Source organism: Pseudoalteromonas sp. '520P1 No. 423' (assembly GCF_001269985.1).
Taxonomy (GTDB): Bacteria; Pseudomonadota; Gammaproteobacteria; order Enterobacterales; family Alteromonadaceae; genus Pseudoalteromonas.
This window is the reverse complement of the sequence record NZ_BBZB01000001.1, coordinates 2353977-2375317: the sequence shown is the minus strand read 5'-3', so window position 1 is coordinate 2375317 and position 21341 is coordinate 2353977. Positions and strand designations below refer to the sequence as shown.

The window sequence follows — 21341 nt, the reverse complement described above, 5'->3', positions numbered from 1 at the left end:
CACTACAAATTTGATATAAAAACAAAAAGACGTTTAATTAATATGGAAATTCTTGCGATTCTTGATTTTATTGCTGGGTATTGTTTTATTATCATACGAGCAAAGGTTTTTGCAAACTCTTCACCAACCAACTTTTTGCCATCCGATACAATTTTAAATGTTTTGTTTAAACCACAATAATTTGTTTTTTTATGTTGGTCATCCTCAGGCGTTTTATTTTCAAAAAAAAAGTAAAAATTTTCAGCTTTTAATATTCGCTGATACGGAGGCAGGCTTTCTTTTGAGTGTGCAGTCGAAACATTTGATGTGTTCGCTGCTTTAGAGGAGGTTACTCGTTGTGATTTTTTCTTTGCCATTAAACTTATCTTTTTTAAAAGTGACCACTTAAAACATAGATAAGGATACTGTTTTCGTCAAAGAAGAATGTTACCTTTTTTGAAAAGTGTCGTATTTAAAGGCATGCGCACCTTCTACATCTACTTTATACTGAGCTGCTTGTGTCGGTAATACTGATGAAGCTAAAGCAATGCTTGATGCTAATATTAATTTTGAAATCATATTATTTTTCATTTTTAAACCTTAATAATTCTTATCAAATGTAACTAATTAACTATTTGAGTGAGATACTTTCAACATACGCTTTAAAGTATCGTTTTTGTTTATGAAGTGATGTTTTATTGCAGCAGCTCCATGAGCCAAAGCTAAAAGTACTAAACTCCAAGCTAAAATATTGTGTATGCTACCAGCTATGTCTTCTTGATTTTGAATAGCGATTGAAGATGCAGGAATAGAAACCAAGCCAAATACACTGATATCTCTGCCATCAGCTGTTGATATTAAATAACCACTGAGCATTAAAGCTGTCATTAATATATACAAAGCGATATGTGCAAAGTGTGCTGAGTTAACCTCTAATTTACTTGCATTATTCACTGCTGATTTAGGTTTAATATTAAATACAGTCCAACATACTCGTGCAAATAACAGTGCCACCAGCACCATGCCGATACTTTTATGTAAATCTAGTGAACCTTTGTACCAAGCATCGTAATAGCTTAATTCAACCATATATAATCCTAAGCCAAATAATCCAAAAATGATGAGTGCCATTAACCAATGCATTATGATTGAAATATAGCCATAAGCTGTTTCTGTATTCTTTAACATTTTCTATTCCTCATTTCGTTGAAAGAATATTAGAGTAATTCTATCTATTAAAAAACATCAATAAATGCGAAACTATTGTGCAAATATGAACAACTGGTAAGTTAATAATGAAAGGAATATCTTGGGATGACTATAAAGTTGCTTATCAAGTTGCTTTAGATGGCAGTTTAAGCCAGGCGGGGAAAACTTTAGAAATAAACCATGCGACTGTTTTAAGGCATGTAAATAGGCTAGAGCAAGCGTTAGAAGTTAAGTTATTTATCAGACACCAAAGGGGTTATCAGCTCACTGATGCTGGCAGTGTTTTAATGGATGAGTTACCTGATTTAATCGCGCATTTTGCAAGATTAGAAAATAAACTTCATAATGTTGAAGGTCAGATATCTGGTGAGCTTAGGATCACAAGCTTAAGTTCATTTTCTTCACAACTAACACCTGCCTTAAAGACTTTTAGGGATGAATATCCTGGGATCAGAATCAAGTTACTCTCTACAGATGATATTGTACCTTTAGAATCTGGCGCGGCTCATATCTCATTACGTGCGGGACCAAAACCAAACGGACCAGATTTAATCGTTAAAAATTTAACAAAGTTGGCAACGCAATATTATGTAGCGCAATCTTATATAGATAAATTTGGCATGCCACAATCATCGAATGAATTAAATGATCATTATTGGGCGCTACCTACATCAGATAAATATAGGATCCCGTTTATTCGTCATATTGTAGATAAAATCGATAAAGATAAAATCATCTTTCAAAGCTCACATTTTCCTGATGTTAACCAAGCAGTAATTGAAGGTATGGGAATTGGCCCTGTAAGTGTATTTCAAGCGAGTCAGATTAAAAACTTAGTAAAAGTACCAATAGACTTGCCCCAATCTCAAGAAGCTATGTGGTTTGTGTATCACAAAGATTTAAAGCACAGTGCTCGTGTTCAATGCTTTTATGAATGTTTAAGTGAACATTTATCTGATTTATAGACTTTTCGGTGCCGTAACTTCACTTATAGTTAAGTATTTCTATTAAGAAGTAATATATTAAAATAAATTACAACAAGTTCTTAGCTGGGGGAAAAATTACATAAACTTTAAATTAAACTATACTTTTTAGATAATTATATCATTTGTGTTAGTTAACTAGTCACACATTGAGAATTGATTTTATTATAAAAAAGTTACCTTTTGATTTAACTTTCCTAAAATTCAGTTTGCATTAAGTTACTGATGATTATACTGAACAGCATAAAATATATTTTTAGTCATATGGTAAATACATGGTATATTTTTTTATTTGCTTTTTATTAGTGAACATTATTTGTGCTTTTGTAAAAGGAGCCAAATCTGAAAAAAGACTAAAGTTATAATAAACTTTATTTCCTATTTCCTATTTCCTATTTCCTATTTCCTATTTCCTATTTCCTATTTCCTATTTCCTATTTCCTATTTCCTATTTCCTATTTCCTATTTCCTATTTCCTATCAGTTAAGACCAAAACAAATAAATCATTTCATTATTTATTATCTACTCAACAGGTTAGAGTCATTATGACATGAAAGTGTCTTTTTATTACTTGCACATACTGGAGTCTAAATGACTCAATCATTCCATTAAAAACTATAAGTCATTGTATTATATTGATTATAAATACTGGCACTGCTATTGCTATATAGAAGTTATATATAAATAAAAATAAGTAGTGATTATGTACTCTCAATTTTTCATCAATAATCGTTATAAGTTTGATCAATCACAGATTAATTTTCAAAAATGCATCATTGGCGGAAACTGGTTAATGCTTGTCTCTCTCATTATTACCCTACTTTGTCTAACAATGACCTTTGGTTTTGATCATTTGTTTAATATGTATTTGCAGATCGCAGGTCACATTTTAACAATTGTATTTGCTGGAATTTTCAAGCTTGGTTACGTAATTCGTTGCGTAGGTGTACACGGCTTAGGTTATAAGGTTTTTTAATATGATGGAAATAAACGACCCAGAGTTAATGATGTTGAAATATAAACAAGATAATCAATATCAGTTAAATAGCCCAAACAAATATTCTTTGTCTAAGCTTTTTAAACATGATTTTTTTGAGTTAGCGTTTAGACCATTTTTTATTTTAGGCACAGTTGCATCAGTTATAAGTATGCTCCTTTGGTCTTTACAGTTAAATTCATTAATTGAACTTAACAATTCAGGACTTAGCCCAACTATATGGCACATTCATGAAATGATATTTGGTTTCGCTGCAACGATAGCTGTAGGTTTTATATTAACAGCAGGCAAGACCTGGACAAAACAATCTAGTATTACAGGGAAATACCTTTGTATATTAACTCTAATTTGGCTAACCGTTAGATTTTCAATTTATATAAATTCAAATTTATCAATTAAAGTTGCACTAATATTTCAAACAATTTGGTGGTTAATTGTTATTTCCTGTTTTTTTAACATGGTATATCAGGCTAAAAATAAACGTAATTACTTATTTGTACCTTTACTTAGCATCATGATGCTCATCAATATCAGTATTATTTTAACCGATATGCTCAGTAATACTGCGCTTGCCATGCATTTAGCCCGAGCGAGTATTTTATTATTCACAATATTAATGTCGATAATTGGTGGTCGAGTGATCCCATTTTTCACACAAAACGGTGCTAAAACTGACACAATTAATACCCCATTTTGGATTGAAACATTAATTTTACCTATTGGTATAGCTGGTATAGCGATATTTATTTTAGGTTACTTCATACAGTTACCTTTTACACCCGCAGCTATCATGATTTTGTCTGGATTTTTACATTTATTAAGGTTCAGCTTTTGGAAAACCATAAAAACCTACAAAGTGCCATTACTTTGGTCATTACATATCTCTTATCTTTTTATGGGGCTAGGTTTAATTCTATTAGGTTTAAGTTATTTTGATTTATCAGTAATCAATATCAGCATTCCCTTTAGTAATGCACTTCATATGATCACGATTGGTGCGATTGGGTTGATGATTTTTGCAATGATGAGCCGCGTTTCTCTTGGTCATACAGGACGTGTACTTGTGTTAAATAAGGCATTGGTTTTATCTTTTATTTTAATAATTTTAACTGTTTTTATACGGGTTCTTTTACCTTTATTCAATTTTACCCAACTCGCTTGGGATCTCAGTGCCCTACTTTGGGTCTGTTCAAGTCTGATTTTTATTTTTGTCTATTCACCGATCTTATTTGCAAAGCGCATTGATCAATAATTATTTATTAGGAAATTTTATGTTAACTGAAAAAGATATCTCTTTAGTAAAAAGCACCATCCCATTATTAGAGCAAGCAGGTTCAGCGATCACTGAATATTTTTATAATCGTATGTTTAAACATAACCCTGAACTTAAAGATATATTCAATATGAGTAATCAAAAAACAGGAAAACAAAAAGTCGCTTTATTTGAAGCTATTGCGGCTTATGCTAAGAATATTGAAAACCTAGCTGCTTTAACTACTGCAGTTGAGCGCATTGCACAAAAACATACTAGTTTTAATATCCAACCAGCCCATTATCAAATTGTTGGCCATCATTTACTTGCTACTCTACGCGAGTTAGCACCAGATGCATTTACGACTGAAATTGAAGAAGCATGGGCAAATGCTTATCAATTTTTAGCTCAAATATTTATTGCCCGAGAAGAAGAGCTATACACACAAAGAGCTAGCACAAAAGGAGGTTGGCGTGGTAAACGTCGATTCAAAGTTGTTAATAAAGTAAAAGAATCAGCATTAGTAACAAGCTTTACATTTGCACCAGTTGATAATGAACCTGTTATTGATTTCAATGTTGGACAATACCTAGGGGTAGAAGTACAGCCTAACGGTTCAGATAACGTAGAAATTAGACAATATTCATTATCGGATCTACCAAATACTGAAACTTACCGCATTTCAGTTAAGCGAGAGCAAGGTGAATACCCTGGCTTAGTATCTAATTATTTACATGATCATGTAGAAATAGGTGGTCTAGTAGATTTATATGCCCCTGCAGGTGATTTTTTCTTTATAGATAGACAAGCCCCTGTTGTTTTAATTTCAGCAGGTGTGGGTGTCACGCCTATGCAAGCAATGCTTGAGAAACTATCAAACGATCGATATAAAGATAATGTTCACTATATTCATGCATGTGAAAATAACGAACAGCATTCATTTAAAAATCGCGTAGTTGACTTATGTCATACCAACTCTTGGCAACATAATACTTGGTATAATGAAAAGCATGACAATGATGATAATGATGATAATGATGACAATATTCACCAAGGTTTTATTAACTTCAGTCAATTAGAACTGCCTAAAGATAATGGCAATTTTTATATGTGTGGTCCAGTCGGATTTATGCAATTTGCTAAATCTGCTTTATTAGATATGGGCGTATGTGAATCACGTATTCATTATGAAGTATTTGGTCCTCACGCTAATTTATAAAACACTAAAATATTACAGCCCTTAATTAAGTAAAGCTTTTTATTTACTTAATTAAGAGCAAATGAGATATTAGCTGTATTCTTAATCGATAACAGTTTTTATGAGCAATCTTTCTAGTAACAAGCTCGACATAATTAACTCGCCTTTAGTTGAAGACGAAAATAAAGCTAAGCAAATTTTATACATTACTTTGCTTGTTACATTAATTAGTGTCGCGGGCATTGCTTTACCTTACCCTGTTTTAGCACCTTTATTTTCTGAAGGCGAATCAGCATTAACACAATTCATGAATTTACCTTCTGAGATATTATTAGGAGTTGTACTTGGTATATATCCCTTAGGTATTATTTTAGGTAGTAGTGTTATTGGTGCAATTTCAGATAATTATGGTCGAAAAAAATTACTTAGTATTACGCTCTTTGGCAGCGCCATCGGTTATAGTTTAACTGCAATAGCTGCTATCAATGAAAACTTTTTATTATTTGCAATATCTAGACTGTTAACAGGTTTATGTGAAGGTAATATTGCAATTGCACGCGCTATTGCAGCCGATTTACACCCTGTAATAGATAAAACACGTAGCTTTTCATTAGTCAGCTCCATGGGGTATGGCGGTTATTTGTTAGGTCCTCTTGCCGGTGGTTATTTGATTTTTTATGGGATTGATTCTGTCTTTTGGGCTGCAGCAATTGCTTGTTTAATATGTGCTTTTTTAAGTCATACACTTTTACCTAACGCACTCAATAAAAAAGATGACAATGCAGAAACTGGTTCAAGTTTAACTTTATTAAAACAGCCTGATTTAAGACGGTTTTTTGTACTTTATTTATTTTTAACTATGGGTGTAAATTTGTATTATGAATATTACCCGTTACATCTAGTACGCCAATTTGATTACGTACCCGTTGATATTAGCTGGGCAACGGTATATTTAACAGCGTGTATGATCTGTACAAGCATATTTATCAATCCTCACATTCAAAAACGACTTTCTCATGCCTCAGCTGGAATTTTAGGAATAATATTATATGGACTTTCTTTAGCAGTCCTTCCTTGGCTCACTGACAATTCATACTTAATCACTTTTGCGTTAATGGGAGCCGGTATTGCAATTTATAATGGATTTCTTCCCTCTTATTTATCTCATTGCTATGAAAATAGGCCGCAAGGTAAGTTAATGGGTATGCTTGTTACTATTTTTTGTTTAGGTAATTTATTTGCCGCGTTAATTGGTGGCGTTTTATCTATGTTTGATGTTTCTTGGGCATTATTGTTAGGTTCAGCAATGAGCTTTGTAGCAGGTTTAATATTCTATCATGGTCATTATATAAAAAATATTTGGCCACAATCTTCTAACGAATAAAAGCCAAGTACTCTCACTTTGGCTTTCGTATTAATACTTTCTTACAGATTATAAAAGTTTCTGACATTTACTTATGTAAAATATATGTATATTAAATTAATCATATAGATTAGTGAGAAAGAGATGTTCAAAATTAATAAAAAAATAATAATTTACTCAGTTGCACTTGCTGCTGTTTTTAATACATCCTATTTATCTGCTGCTAGCAAAAATACAAAACACACTAAAGTTGATTTTAACGAAATGTTAATTGATGCGCCTTATAAGTTGATCCAACCAGTTTTAGTTGCTGACATAATTGAAAATAATGCAAAAGAACTCATTGTATTGGGCGTTGATGAAAATAAAGATAAATGGCTGATCACATATCTTTATAACGATAAAGAAAATGAATATGCCATCGCTAATAAGATACCGATCCCCAAGAAATTTTATAGTTATGATTTAAGTGATGATAAATCAGGCTTATTACAAAGCTTGTATTTTATGTCTAGTAACGAACTAGTCAAATACGATGCTACAAAAAATCAATTTGATACCATATCAGCTATAAATACGATTTTCTTAAAAGATAAACCAGAACATATTAATAGAGCGCATTTTATTAAAGACTTTAATCAAGATAATATTGATGATGTACTACTGAGTGACTTTTCATCAACGCATATTTTAATTGGGCAAAATGATGGGAAATTTAAGACTCAAACACTGCCTATTCCAGCTGAAGTAAACTTACTTTCTGATGGCGCCACTTATAAACAAGCAAAGCTATATTTCGAAGATGTCAATTTTGATAGTGCGATTGATATAATTCAAGTGGGTGAGGGAGAAATGCAAGTCTACCATCAATCTAAAAATAGCATATTTAATACACAATCAAATAAGGTTGAAATTAATAAAGCCATCAGTGGCACTGAGTGGTGGGATAAAAGAGATGAAACTGGAGAGAGCTTAGATCAAAGTGAACTGGTATATAGAAAACTAGAAGAATTACGAGATTTAAACTCTGATGGTATAACAGATATGATAGTTCGTTACACACAGGTTTCAGGTGTATTAGACCGCGTTAACGATTATGAAATATACTTAGGAACAAATATCAAAGGACAACTCTCCTACCCTGAAAAGCCCAATAGTACGATACGTGCAGATGGAACATTAACCGGTTTAGAATTTGTAGATATAGATAATGATGATAAATCAGAAGTACTGCTTGCAGGATTTGATATTGGCATGTCTCAGATTATTGGAGCGCTTTTAGCGGGAAGCATAGATCAAGATGTTTATTTGTTTAAAATGAACGATGAAGATAATTATCAAAAAGCACAGGTTACTAAAGAAGTAGATCTAAACTTTAGCCTCTCGTCAGGTCAATCTGGCAGTGCGGTAGTTAAACTTGCTGATTTAAACGGTGACGGCTTAAAAGATTTAATATTATCGGATGGCGATGATGAGCTTAAAATTTATTTAGGTGATACCAGTAAACGTTTATTTAAAAGACGCGCTCAAGATTATGATACCCAATTACCACAAGATGGAAACTTAGTTTATATAAATGATTTAAACCACGATGGTAAAGATGATCTACTTATTAAATTCAGTAAAAAGGATGAAAACTCTACTGGTAAAAACTTTAAAGTATTAATGTCTTTATAAGCTATCTTGTTTTGCGGCTTATTTGATTTTAAGCCGCTCATATCCTACCTCAAGCGCCTCACCTTACTTTTAATTTACAATTACAAAGTTATCATTTTTAAATATAAGGTATATAAATCAAACTTTGTATGCAATTCGTATATTTTAAGCAAAGTTAACCTTGTTATTTAACCTTTTTGTAGAATATATGCATATTTTGTTAAATTTAAGTGTGACTTAAATGGTTTTATTTGGTACATATAGAAGTTCATTATTTTTAAAACTTATTATCGAATTGGGGAATGAGGTATGTGTTCTATTTTTGGCGTGCTGGATATAAAAACAGATCCAAAGCAGTTGCGCAGCCAAGCAATTGAGATGTCTAAATTACTAAGACATCGTGGTCCAGATTGGTCAGGGGTTTATTCATCAGATAAAGCTATTTTGGTGCATGAACGTTTAGCTATTGTAGGTGTATCGAGTGGTGCTCAGCCATTATATAATCCTGAAAAAACACATTTTTTAGCTGTAAATGGTGAGATTTATAATCATAAACAACTCGCAAAAGAGCTTAATACAGATTTTGAATTTCAAACAGAGTCAGACTGTGAAGTTATCCTAGCACTGTATAAAGAAAAAGGTGCTGCATTTTTAGATGATTTAAACGGTATTTTTGCTTTTTGTTTATATGATGAAGAAAAAGATTCTTATCTTATTGGACGTGATCACATTGGTATCATTCCACTTTATACTGGTACGGATGAACATGGTAACTTTTATGTTGCTTCTGAGTTAAAAGCGCTTGCTCCTATTTGTAAAACAATTGAAGAATTTCCGCCAGGTCATTACCTAGATAGTAATGATGGTGAACTAAAACCATATTATAAGCGTGATTGGCAAGCTTTTGATGCCGTAAAAGACAATGCTTCAAATGTGATAGATGTTAAAAATGGCCTTGAAGATGCTGTAAAACGTCAACTTATGTGTGATGTACCTTATGGAGTATTATTATCAGGCGGTTTAGACTCCTCTGTTATATCAGCAATAGTACAAAAATTTGCCGCAAAACGAATCGAAGACAATGACGAATCAAATGCTTGGTGGCCACAACTTCATTCATTTTCGGTCGGTCTTGAAGGCTCACCAGATTTAGCCGCTGCGCAAAAAGTTGCGGATATGATTGGCACTGTTCATCACCCTATTCACTTTACAGTTCAACAGGGTATCGATGCGTTACGTGAAGTAATTTATCATTTAGAAACCTATGATGTAACCACTATTCGTGCATCAACCCCTATGTATTTAATGTCTCGTCAAATCAAAGCGATGGGGATAAAAATGGTGTTATCTGGTGAAGGTGCTGATGAACTATTTGGCGGTTATTTATATTTCCATAAAGCACCAAACGCACAAGAATTTCATGAAGAACTAAATCGTAAAGTATCTAAACTACATATGTTTGATTGTTTACGTGCAAATAAGTCTATGGCTGCTTGGGGTGTAGAAGCACGTGTACCCTTCCTTGATAAAGAATTTGTTGATATCGCGATGCGTATTAACCCTATTGCCAAAGAGTGTAAAGACGGCAAGATTGAAAAACATATTTTAAGAGAAGCGTTTGAAGGCTATTTACCAGAAGAAGTATTATGGCGTCAAAAAGAGCAATTCTCTGATGGTGTGGGTTATAACTGGATAGATTCATTAAAAGAATTTGTTAATGAGCAAGTATCAGATTCTATGCTTGAAAATGCGCAGTTTAAATTTCCAATTAATACGCCAGATTCAAAAGAAGCTTATTTTTATCGTAGTATTTTTGAAGAGCACTTCCCTGGTGATGCAGTTGCTAAGTGTGTTCCACATGGAAAATCTGTAGCCTGCTCTACACCAGAGGCACTGGCATGGGATGAAGCATTTATGAAAAATGCAGATCCATCAGGCCGCGCTGCTGGCAGCCACAATGAAGCTTACATACAAAAATAGTATTTCGAACTAAATACTTTAATAGCGCACTAAGTTTAATCTTAGTGCGACTTCCCTACCGTTTGTTATTCTTTTCTAAAATACGTCTAAATTTCCGTTATTTGATTAATATTTCTATCTGCATACAGCCAGATATTGTATAATGCTGCGCTTTTTTTAATTATTTATACTATTTTTATGTGATGGTTTAATACATCAGGTAATTACCTCCGGAGAATCAATTTGCAATTTGAAACACTAGGTATTGATATACGTTTAGCTAAACAGCTGGCTCATCAAGCAATCACTGAACCAACTGAAATTCAACAAAAATCAATTCCTGTTGTTATTGCAGGCAAAGATTTATTTGCCCAATCAAAAACCGGTTCAGGTAAAACACTTGCGTTTTTATTACCTGCTTTACAGCGCGTACTTAAACAAAAGCCGTTAAGTAAACGTGATCCTCGCGTTTTAATTATTACGCCAACTCGAGAACTTGCTAATCAAGTTTTCACGCAATTGCGCATGCTGATTGCAGGTACTAATTTATTAGCAACAAAAGTACTTGGCGGTGATAACTTTAACGATCAAATTAAAGCGCTTAGAAAAGAGCCTCAATTTATTGTTGCAACTCCAGGACGCCTTGCTGATCACTTAAAACAAAAATCATTTTATTTAAGTGGACTTGAGATGCTTATCCTCGATGAAGCTGATCGTATGATGGATCTTGGTTTTAAAGATGAAATCAATTTAATCAATGAAAGTGCCGATCATAGATTACGTCAAACTTTAATGTTTTCTGCAACGCTTGAACATGCTGAGCTTGATACGCTTTCTAGTAATCTACTAACTAAACCTAAAAAGGTTATAGTTGGTTCTGCTATTGAAAAACATGAAGATATTACACAGAGCTTATTTTTAGCAGATCATTTAGATCATAAAGAATCGCTATTAAATCACTTTGTTTCTCAAAAAAGTGTTGGCCAGTGCATTATATTTACTGCAACACGTCACGATGCACAAAGATTAAGTGAAATCCTGATAAATAAAGGTATTAATTCAGCAGCCCTTTCAGGTGATATGAGTCAAAATAAACGACTTAAAATCATGGATGCTTTTAGTAAAGAACAATATCAGATATTGGTTACTACTGATGTTGCTTCTCGTGGTTTAGATTTATTAAGTGTTACCCATGTTATTAATTTTGACTTACCTAAGAATTCTGAAGAATATGTTCACCGAATAGGCAGAACAGGTCGTGCTGGATTTAAAGGACAAGCAATTTCATTTGTTGGCCCTAAAGACTGGGATAATTTCATAGCGCTTAAAAAATATTTACAACAAGAACTCACATTTTTGACTGTAGACGGTTTAAAAGGCAAATTTAAAGGCCTTAAAGATAAAACAGCTAAAAAGCCAAGTTTCAAAGGTAAAAAACCAGTTAAAAAATCGATTAAAAAGCCAGTTAAGTCAGCTAAAAAGCTTGTTAAAAAACCAATTCCGGCACCATTTGATATAGATGGTCAAAGCCCGCTTAAACGTAAACCAAGAGTCAATAAAGAGACTCCAATACAGGATATTGATGAATGATCACTTTAGGACGCTTCCATACACTGACGATCACAGAACGCTCGGGCGAAGGCGCTTACTTAGATGGTAAAAATCTAGGTGAAGTATTTTTACCATCTAATGAGCTTGAAGAGCAAGATGTTGCAGATTCACAGATCAGTGTTTTTGTATATTTAGACTCTGATGGTCTTACAACTGCAACAAAAAAAACACCTAATGCACAACTTGGTGACTTTGCTTTAATGCGTGTAAAAGAAATAAATAACATAGGTGCATTTTTAGATTGGGGTATTGATAAAGATTTATTAGTACCTTATGGCGAACAAAACCCTAAAATGGAACAAGGTATGTCATACCTTGTAGGTGTTTACTTAGATAACGCAAGTGAAAGGCTGTGTGCTTCAAACAGGTATAATAAGTTTGTAGGTAAAGCACAAGCAAATTATAACTTTAAAGATAAAGTAGAGTTAATTGTCGCTGGTCGTACAGATCTTGGCTATAAAGTAATTGTAGATAAATTACATTGGGGTATTGTCTATTATGATACCGCTTTTAAATCATTATTTGTTGGCCAAACTATGCCTGGTTATATCAAGAAAGTACGCGAAGATAATAAGTTAGATATCGTATTAGAACCAATCGGCATGGCTAAAGTACATACTTTAGCTGATAAAATTGTTGAAGAACTTAATAAGAATAATGGCTTTTTACCATTAGGCGATAAATCAGATCCTGAACTGATTAAAAAGACGTTTTCTTGTAGTAAAGCTAATTTCAAAAAAGCGATTGGCGGCTTATTCAAAAAAGGCATAATTGCAATTGAAGCAAAAAGTATAAAACTTAATTAACGATTAATTATGCTATAGAAAAGGCGTTTTATTAAGCGCCTTTTTAATGTCTATTGTGATGTTAATTAAGTATTTATAAATACTGTTTTAGCTCTATTTGAGAAAAACCCGTAGGCATAATACATCTGTGAAATCTTTTAGAATAATCTAATAACTCTTCAGTATCACTGAACTCAATTGGTGCAAGTCTAAATATTTTTTCATCACACTGAGATTTGAACGATTCTTGATATTCTAAACATTCAGAAACAGACGAACCTCTCGCTTCTAACCTTTCTTTAGATTCTTGACAACTCAGTTGTACTAATAGCATGATAGCCTTTTTAACATCAAATAAGCTGACATTACTTTGTGAGATTTCTTTTACAAGATCAGGAAAAGCGGCTCTTTTATTTTCAATATCTAACCAATTATTATAATAAACGCCAAGTGCTATAACGGCGATCAAAATTACTGCGTACTTCATTTGTTACTCTTCATTATTTTTATTTTGTTACATTAATTGTGACATAAATATCACTAATGAAAAGTTAAATATAATAAAACTAGAGAAATAAATGAAAAGGCATTGTTAATACAATGCCTTGAATTGAAGTAAATTGAAAGCTATACCGCTAACGACTGATTAATTTCAGCTAAAGTATTAACTGGGTCCGTAGACTGCGTAATTGGTCTGCCTATTACTAAATAATCACTGCCACTGTCAATTGCTTTTTTAGGCGTCATGATACGTTTTTGATCTCCTGCATCACTTCCCTCAGGGCGAATACCTGGTGTTATTAATTTGAAATCTTCACCAAGTTGTTGCTTTAAACCTTCAGCTTCCTGCGCAGAACAAACAACACCATCTAATCCTGATTCTCTAGCCAATGCTGCTAAATATGATACCTGCTCTGCAGGTGTTTTGTTTACACCTAGACGTGACAACTCTTGTGCATCCATACTGGTCAATACAGTCACAGCAATTAGTAAAGGTGCTTTATCACCAAATTGTACTAAAGCTTCTTTTGCTTTAGCCATCATTTGTGGACCACCACTGGCATGAACATTTACCATCCATACGCCCATTTTAGCTGCTGCTGTTACCGCTTTTGCTACTGTATTTGGGATATCATGAAATTTTAAATCTAAGAAAACATCAAAGCCTAAATCAATTAGTTTTTTTACAAATTGCGGACCAAAATAAGTAAACATTTCTTTACCTACTTTTAATCTACACTGGCTCGGAGATAGCTGTTTAACAAAATTAATTGCATCGTCTTCGCAAGCGTAATCTAAAGCAATTAATACCTTAGGATCGTTTAATTGATTCATTATTTTTACTCTATATAAATCTGATATTAATGGGATAAACCCTAAACACAGAAAACTTAATATGTAAGCTATTAAATTATCTGTTCGTAACGGTAATTACCAAAGTGTGGTATTACGCTATTTTATGTACTTTATTATATTTAAAATTAACTTTGCTTTAATAATCAATTTTAAAAACCATCTAATCCACGGCTTGGGATGATAGTTTCCCAATGTTTACATGAAGGACAAGACCAATAAATTGTATGGCTATTGAACCCACAGTGAGTACATTGAAACTCTGATTTTGTAGCGATATAGGATTGTACTAATTCATTTACCTGGTGAATTATAGTTTTAATATCAGTATTTTGAGAAGTGATCAACTCAAGTAAATAACTAAAACCTCGAATATTGGGCTCTTTCTTTAAACTTTTAGTTAAAAATTTAACGGCTTCATCTAAACGATTGTTTTTAACTAAAATGCGGCAATATTTTATTTTAATTAAAACACCGCCTCTCGACACCTCTTGCTCTAATAAAGCTTCATATTGGTCGTTTAAACCTAACTGATAATAGCATAATTCTAGATTGTCGATAAATAGAGGCACATAGTTTGGTGATTGAATAAGCAAATCACGCCAATAAGAAATTGCTTTCACATAATCTTCGCGATTAAATGCTGCTTTGCCAAGTTCATATAATGGCCTTATTACACCGCTTTCTAAACCGAGCACTTTACGCATCAATTTAGGTTTTTCGATTATTATTGATTGTTCACAATAAAAATTTGCAACAGCAACTTTTAATTTATGTTTAGTAAATAGACTGCCATTTTGTTCATAAAGCGAGATGCCTTTTTGCCATTCTTTAGTTTGTAAATATAAGTCAAAAAGGAGTTCTATGGCTTTTGGTTCTGCACGAACAACGAGTTCTAATAAATGTTTTTCTGCGCAATCAAGTAAACCCGCCATAATATAATCTTGTGCTAACTCAATTAGTATAGAAGTTGTGACTTTTGGATTTAAATTTGCTTGTTCAAGTAGTAACTCATGAATTTTGATTGCACGGTCAAACTCACCTCTGCGTCTAAACATGATGGCTAATGTGAGATAATGCTCTACTGAATCAGCTGAAACTTCGAGTAAATTTATTAAATGTTCTAAACCTTGATCTTCTTCACGATCAAGTAAGAACTTTAAACCTTTACTATATTCGGAGGTTATTTGTCGGTTTTGTTCATGGGCTTTAGATCTGGCACTATTTTTACCCATAATATAACCGTAGCCTGCAGCAACGGGCAAGAGTAAAAATAATAGCTCTATCATATTAAATTTCTTTTTCTGAGATGAGCTTTTTATTGCTAGATTTCAAACGGAAATTTTGCCATTTTAAAGTTGTAAACAACTTAAAGCTGATAAGTGTACCAGCAGCAACGCCTGTTATAAAACAAATACTAATTACAACGGCTAAAGGCAGTTTAGCACTAGCTAGAATATAATTTATCTTTATTAATTGTGGATTTTGGGAACCCAGTACAAATGCTAAAAACAAAAAGCTTAATAAAGAGAGTATTTTTACTACTCGAAACAATTAACTACTCCAGCTATAATTTACTACTATACTAAGACGCAATGCTTGCATTAACACGGTCTCTTAATTCTTTACCCGGTTTAAAATGGGGTACGTACTTTCCATCTAAATCTACAGTATCACCCGTTTTAGGATTACGTCCTAAGCGAGGTGCACGGTAATGAAGAGAAAAACTACCAAAGCCACGGATTTCAATTCTATCAGACTCAGCTAATGAATCAGCCATAAGCTCTAAAATTTCTTTAACTGAATTTTCTACGTCTTTTACAGGTAAATGTGCATGCTGCTCTGACAATTGCTCAATAAGTTCAGACTTAGTCATATTAATTCCTTAGTTAAATTAAGGAAGGGCTTTCACCCTTCCTTGAGATATATTTTAGAAATATATACTAATTAAGATTTAGCATTTTTAAATGCTGCAGCCATAGCGTTTTCGAACTCTGGCTCTTCTTTCTTAAGTTTTTCTAAAACTTCTTTCTCTTCAGCTTGAGTAAGCGCTTTAACTGAAAGGCTGATTGTACGGTTCTTACGATCAACGCCCATTAGTTTAGTTTCTAACTCAGCGCCTACAGAAACAACTGTAGTTGCATCTTCAACACGCTCAACAGCGATATCAGCAACACGTACATAACCTTCTACGCCTTCAACAAGCTCAACAGTAGCACCTTTAGCGTCTACAGCTGTTACTTTACCAGTAAGGATAGCACCTTTCTTGTTTAGATCCAGGAAGTTATTGAACGGGTCAGCATCAATTTGCTTAACGCCTAATGAAATACGCTCACGCTCAGGGTCAACTTGTAGTACTACAGCTGAAATCTCATCGCCTTTCTTGTAATCACGAACTGCTTCTTCACCAGGTACATTCCAAGAAATGTCAGATAAGTGAACAAGACCGTCGATGCCACCGTCAAGACCGATAAAGATACCGAAATCAGTGATAGATTTGATCTTACCAGTAACTTGATCGCCTTTAACTTGTAGACGAGCAAATTCTTGCCAAGGGTTAGCTTTACACTGTTTAAGGCCTAAAGAAATACGACGACGTTCTTCGTCAATTTCAAGAACCATAACTTCAACAACGTCTTCTAAGCTTACAACTTTAGAAGGGTGGATGTTTTTGTTAGTCCAATCCATTTCAGAAACGTGTACTAAACCTTCAACGCCTTCTTGGATTTCAACGAAACAACCGTAATCAGTTAGGTTAGTTACACGACCAGTAAGTTTAGAACCTTCTGGGTAACGACCAGCGATTGCTGACCATGGATCTTCGCCAAGTTGCTTAAGACCTAGAGAAACACGAGTTTTCTCTTTATCAAACTTAAGTACTTTAACTAAGATTTCATCACCAACGTTAACGATTTCTGATGGGTGTTTAACACGTTTCCAAGCCATATCTGTGATATGTAAAAGACCGTCAACACCACCAAGATCTACGAATGCACCGTAATCTGTAAGGTTCTTAACGATACCTTTAACTTCTTGGCCTTCAACAAGGTTAGCTAGAAGCTCTTCACGCTCATGAGAATTTTCAGACTCAATAACTGCGCGACGAGATACAACAACGTTATTACGTTTTTGATCAAGTTTGATAACTTTAAATTCTAGTTCTTTATGCTCAAGGTGAGTAGTATCACGTACTGGACGCACATCAACTAATGAACCAGGTAGGAATGCACGAATAGTGTCAACTTCAACAGTGAAACCACCTTTAACTTTACCGTTGATAATACCAGTAACAGTTTCTTGCTCTTCACATGCTTTTTCTAGACGGATCCAAGCTTCATGACGTTTCGCTTTCTCACGAGAAAGGATTGTCTCACCGAAGCCATCTTCAATTGCGTCTAACGCTACATCTACTTCGTCGCCAACAGCAACTTCTAATTCACCAGCATTGTTTTTGAATTGCTCGGCAGGAATTGCGCTTTCAGATTTAAGACCAGCGTCAACAAGTACGATGTTATTTTCAATTGAAATAACTGTACCTTTAACGATAGAACCCTGTTGAGCTTCAAAACCTTGTAAGCTTTCTTCAAATAACTGTGCAAAATTTTCTGACATACTTAATACGTCTCTAATGTTTATATCACCAATTGGCTTGCCTGCCGCATGGGGTTATTAATTTAGCGAATAACATCCATATTTTTCGCTCTTTAGACGAAAATACAAAATTGTATTTCCTATCCGGAATTATTTTAGTCTAAACAACCTAAAAATGCACTAAAAAACAACTAACTTAATCGTTAATTGTTATCGTGCAATAAGTGCTTGAGTATATAAATCATATACATGTTCGAATACTTGTTTTGCATTCATTTTAGTTGTATCAACTACAATTGCATCTTCAGATGGAACCAAAGGTGCAATACTGCGATTCATATCGCGCTCATCACGTGCTTTGATATCGGCTAATATAGCATCAATTTTAACACTATCATCAGTTCGCTTCAACTCTAGAAAACGGCGATTTGCACGTTCTTCGGCTGAAGCTGTGATATAAAGTTTAAATTGTGCATCTGGAAACACAACAGTGCCCATATCTCGACCATCAGCGATTAAACCATTTTCAGTTTTAAAAGCGCGTTGACGTCTTAATAGTGCTTCTCTTACACGAGGCAATGCTGCTATTTTAGAGGCGACAGCCCCTACTTCTTCATTTCTGATACGTTTAGTAACATCTTCGCCTTCTAGTACGATTTTACTAGAACTCGTTTCACTATCAATTAAAAATTGTACATCTAAATTTGCAGCTAATGGTACTAATGCATCTTCGTTATCTTCTGAAATTTGATGATGAATTGCAGCAAGTGCTAAAACACGATAAATCGCACCACTATCCAATACATCCCAACCAAGTTTTTCCGCTAACAAACGGCAAACTGTTCCTTTTCCTGCGCCACTTGGACCATCTACTGTGACGACTGGTGAGACTGGTTGCATTTCAACCTCCATCTATGCATACAAAATAATCGGCGCATTATAAGCGAAAATTAATAAGTTTTCGCTTTTTTATATCAATTATTTTAGTGTTTCATATCGAGTTTACGTTAACTGATGCTCGATAATGTTTGAAAATAGCTTGGAAAAGTTTTATCAACACACTTAGGGTCGTTGATTATTATAGGGTGTCCCCCTACCGCAACCATAGAGAAACACATTGCGATTCTGTGGTCATTATAGGTGTCTATGTCGGTTAAATTAATTGTAACCGGAGGTGTAATTTCGATAAAATCTTCCCCTTCGACTACTTCTGCACCCACTTTTCTAAGTTCAGTTGCCATAGCATAAAGACGATCTGTTTCTTTTACACGCCAATTGTAGATGTTTCTAATAGCCGTTTTGCCTTTAGCAAACAAGGCAACAGTGGCTAATGTCATGGCAGCATCAGGAATTTCATTAGCGTCAATATCAACGCCTTTAATTTCACCTTTACTAACCACTATTTTTTCGTCAAACCACTGTACATTTGCACCAACTTGTTCCATCACATTGGCAAAACCAATATCACCTTGAACACTCTTGCTACCAACACCTTTTATTTCAATTGTGCCGCCATTAATTGCAGCTGCAGCCATAAAGTAAGACGCTGAAGAAGCATCACCTTCAACCATAATACGACCAGGTGAGGCATATTGCTGCCCAGCTTTGATCACAAAACTTTCATAATTATTATTAACAACACTGATACCAAATCGAGACATCACATCTAATGTAATATCAATATAAGGTTTAGAAACAAGCTCACCAATTATTGTAATAGTTGTATCATTTTTAAATAAAGGCGCAGACATTAATAGCGCAGTTAAAAACTGGCTAGAGATACTGCCATCAATACTCACCTCGCCACCATCAAGTTTTTTTCCTGAAATATTGAGCGGTGGGTACCCTGCATTTTTCAAACAAGTCACATCTGCGTTTAAATCTGATAGTGCATCAACTAAATGCCCGATAGGACGCTCTTCCATTCTAGGCTCACCGGTTAACTCAAAGTTACCTTCTACTGCTGCAAGGGCTGCTGTTAAAGGCCTAAATGCAGTCCCAGCGTTACCTAAAAATAAAGACTTAGTAGGTTGAGCAAATTGCCCATTAACACCATGAACTATCGCAGTTGTTTTATCATCACTTAGCTCTACTTCTACGCCTAATTCATTTAAAGCACCTAACATATAACGAATATCATCGCTATCAAGTAGGTTTTCAACTTGAGTCGTGCCTTTAGAAAGTGCAGCTAATAATAAAATTCGATTAGATAGGCTTTTTGAACCTGGTAGTACGACCGTGCCATTGACTTGTGAAATTGGATCTAGTTTTAGCTGCTGCATTACTTGTGCTCCTTTGAGAACTTATGCATAAAATCAACTAAGGCTTCAACGCCCGCTTTTGGCATCGCATTGTATATGCTTGCTCTCATGCCACCCACACTACGATGACCTTCTAAAGCTAATAAACCTGCGTTTTGTGATTGTGCCAAAAATGCTTTATTTAAAGACTCATCTTTTAATAAAAAAGGCACATTCATTAATGAACGACAATTTGTATTAATATTATTTTGATAAAAGTCATTGTTATCAATGAAATCATATAAGAGCGCTGCTTTATCTCTATTGTGTGCTTCCATTGCCGCTACACCACCATTTGCTTCTAACCAAGCAAATACTTCAGCAGCTAAATACCATGCAAATGTAGGCGGGGTATTAAACATGCTTTGTTGTTTTGATTCTAATGCATAATCAAAAACCCCTGGCTTAGCAAGGCCTGGACGAGCCAATAAGTCTTTTTTCACAATAACGATGGCAAGGCCTGACGGACCAATATTTTTTTGCGCACCAGCATAAATTAAATCAAATTGATTTACGTCGATCTCTCTCGATAATATATTTGATGACATATCGGCAACGATTGGCGCACTGGCATGTTTAGGCACATCAAATAACTCAATGCCATCTACGGTTTCATTTGTACAGTAATGAATGTATGACGCTTCTTTAGGAAGCTGCCATTGTTCCACAGGGATCACAGATGCTACTGAGTTTTGATCATTTCTAATTTGAAAAGTCTGTGTCTGTGTAAATTTATTTGCTTCATCTAAGGCACTAGAAGACCAAGTGCCTGTTTGGCAATAAACAGCTTGTTTGCCCTCTTGGTGCAAATTTAAAGGCACAGCTGAAAACTGACCACGACCACCGCCATGCATAAATAATACAGAATACTCATCAGAGATATTCATTAAGCGACGTAAACTTTCTTCACTTTTTTGAGCCAGCTCAAGAAATGGCGGACTTCTATGACTTATTTCCATTACAGAAACGCCCAAGTTTTGCCAATCGATAAATTCTTTTTGTGCTTTTTTCATCACATCTGGTGGGAGCATTGCCGGCCCAGCACAAAAATTGTAAACACTCATTCTCGTTAATCCTCATTCCAAGATAAAACTTTCTGACAGAA

At 34.3% G+C, this 21341-nt stretch carries 20 protein-coding genes; 8 read left to right on the top strand and 12 right to left on the bottom strand.

Annotated elements, in window-relative coordinates:
* Positions 1–2: 2 nt before the first annotated feature.
* The 3 genes from PSA_RS10860 to PSA_RS10855 all read right to left on the bottom strand — a co-directional run bounded on the left by PSA_RS10860 (position 3) and on the right by PSA_RS10855 (position 1167).
* Positions 3–356, bottom strand: a complete 354-nt coding sequence (locus tag PSA_RS10860) for a hypothetical protein (RefSeq protein ID WP_042150925.1) — start codon at positions 354–356, stop codon at positions 3–5.
* Between the two features lie 70 nt (positions 357–426).
* The gene (locus PSA_RS25210; RefSeq protein ID WP_157575765.1) at positions 427–570 is read right to left on the bottom strand and encodes a hypothetical protein; all 144 of its coding nucleotides are present in this window, start codon (positions 568–570) and stop codon (positions 427–429) included.
* Between the two features lie 36 nt (positions 571–606).
* The gene (locus PSA_RS10855; RefSeq protein ID WP_042150927.1) at positions 607–1167 is read right to left on the bottom strand and encodes a cytochrome b; all 561 of its coding nucleotides are present in this window, start codon (positions 1165–1167) and stop codon (positions 607–609) included.
* Positions 1168–1274: 107 nt separating this feature from the next.
* Here PSA_RS10855 and PSA_RS10850 point away from each other — a divergent pair, with 107 nt between their 5' ends.
* From PSA_RS10850 to PSA_RS10810, 8 genes are all read left to right on the top strand, one after another.
* Positions 1275–2153 (top strand): LysR family transcriptional regulator, encoded by an 879-nt coding sequence (locus tag PSA_RS10850; protein ID WP_042150929.1) that lies wholly within the window; start codon positions 1275–1277, stop codon positions 2151–2153.
* Between the two features lie 995 nt (positions 2154–3148).
* On the top strand, positions 3149–4420 hold the full coding sequence (locus tag PSA_RS10840; protein WP_042150932.1) for an NnrS family protein: 1272 nt from the start codon (positions 3149–3151) through the stop codon (positions 4418–4420).
* The gene (gene hmpA / locus PSA_RS10835; protein ID WP_269432826.1) at positions 4413–5639 is read left to right on the top strand and encodes an NO-inducible flavohemoprotein; all 1227 of its coding nucleotides are present in this window, start codon (positions 4413–4415) and stop codon (positions 5637–5639) included. Before PSA_RS10840 ends, hmpA begins: the two co-directional genes overlap by 8 nt.
* Before the next feature lie 100 nt (positions 5640–5739).
* Positions 5740–7002: an MFS transporter gene (locus PSA_RS10830; RefSeq protein WP_042150936.1), complete on the top strand. Its 1263-nt coding sequence runs from the start codon at positions 5740–5742 to the stop codon at positions 7000–7002.
* Between the two features lie 123 nt (positions 7003–7125).
* The gene (locus PSA_RS10825; RefSeq protein ID WP_042150939.1) at positions 7126–8658 is read left to right on the top strand and encodes a VCBS repeat-containing protein; all 1533 of its coding nucleotides are present in this window, start codon (positions 7126–7128) and stop codon (positions 8656–8658) included.
* Positions 8659–8946: 288 nt separating this feature from the next.
* Positions 8947–10617 (top strand): asparagine synthase B, encoded by a 1671-nt coding sequence (gene asnB / locus PSA_RS10820; protein WP_042150941.1) that lies wholly within the window; start codon positions 8947–8949, stop codon positions 10615–10617.
* Positions 10618–10839: 222 nt separating this feature from the next.
* Positions 10840–12186: a DEAD/DEAH box helicase gene (locus tag PSA_RS10815; RefSeq protein WP_042150943.1), complete on the top strand. Its 1347-nt coding sequence runs from the start codon at positions 10840–10842 to the stop codon at positions 12184–12186.
* Complete coding sequence (locus tag PSA_RS10810; RefSeq protein ID WP_042150945.1) at positions 12183–13013, top strand: S1 RNA-binding domain-containing protein; 831 nt, start codon at positions 12183–12185, stop codon at positions 13011–13013. Before PSA_RS10815 ends, PSA_RS10810 begins: the two co-directional genes overlap by 4 nt.
* 73 nt (positions 13014–13086) lie before the next feature.
* Here the strand turns inward: PSA_RS10810 and PSA_RS10805 are convergent, their stop codons facing one another.
* From PSA_RS10805 to serC, 9 genes are all read right to left on the bottom strand, one after another.
* A complete protein-coding gene (locus tag PSA_RS10805) occupies positions 13087–13479 on the bottom strand; it encodes a hypothetical protein (protein ID WP_042150947.1) in 393 nt (130 codons plus the stop codon).
* Between the two features lie 140 nt (positions 13480–13619).
* Positions 13620–14327 carry an orotidine-5'-phosphate decarboxylase gene (pyrF, locus tag PSA_RS10800; protein WP_042150949.1) on the bottom strand — a complete coding sequence of 236 codons (708 nt, stop codon included), beginning with the start codon at positions 14325–14327 and terminating at the stop codon, positions 13620–13622.
* Between the two features lie 170 nt (positions 14328–14497).
* On the bottom strand, positions 14498–15634 hold the full coding sequence (locus PSA_RS10795; protein ID WP_042150950.1) for a tetratricopeptide repeat protein: 1137 nt from the start codon (positions 15632–15634) through the stop codon (positions 14498–14500).
* A 1-nt stretch (position 15635) separates the two neighbouring features.
* Entirely contained in the window at positions 15636–15899 is a 264-nt protein-coding gene (locus PSA_RS10790) for a lipopolysaccharide assembly protein LapA domain-containing protein (RefSeq protein ID WP_042150952.1), read from the bottom strand.
* A gap of 31 nt (positions 15900–15930) precedes the next feature.
* On the bottom strand, positions 15931–16221 hold the full coding sequence (gene ihfB / locus PSA_RS10785) for an integration host factor subunit beta (RefSeq protein WP_042150953.1): 291 nt from the start codon (positions 16219–16221) through the stop codon (positions 15931–15933).
* Between the two features lie 71 nt (positions 16222–16292).
* Positions 16293–17957: a 30S ribosomal protein S1 gene (gene rpsA / locus PSA_RS10780; RefSeq protein ID WP_042150955.1), complete on the bottom strand. Its 1665-nt coding sequence runs from the start codon at positions 17955–17957 to the stop codon at positions 16293–16295.
* Between the two features lie 189 nt (positions 17958–18146).
* Positions 18147–18836: a (d)CMP kinase gene (cmk, locus tag PSA_RS10775; RefSeq protein ID WP_042150957.1), complete on the bottom strand. Its 690-nt coding sequence runs from the start codon at positions 18834–18836 to the stop codon at positions 18147–18149.
* Positions 18837–18943: 107 nt separating this feature from the next.
* On the bottom strand, positions 18944–20218 hold the full coding sequence (gene aroA / locus PSA_RS10770) for a 3-phosphoshikimate 1-carboxyvinyltransferase (RefSeq protein WP_042150958.1): 1275 nt from the start codon (positions 20216–20218) through the stop codon (positions 18944–18946).
* The gene (gene serC, locus PSA_RS10765; RefSeq protein WP_042150960.1) at positions 20218–21300 is read right to left on the bottom strand and encodes a 3-phosphoserine/phosphohydroxythreonine transaminase; all 1083 of its coding nucleotides are present in this window, start codon (positions 21298–21300) and stop codon (positions 20218–20220) included. Before serC ends, aroA begins: the two co-directional genes overlap by 1 nt.
* Between the last annotated feature and the right edge of the window lie 41 nt (positions 21301–21341).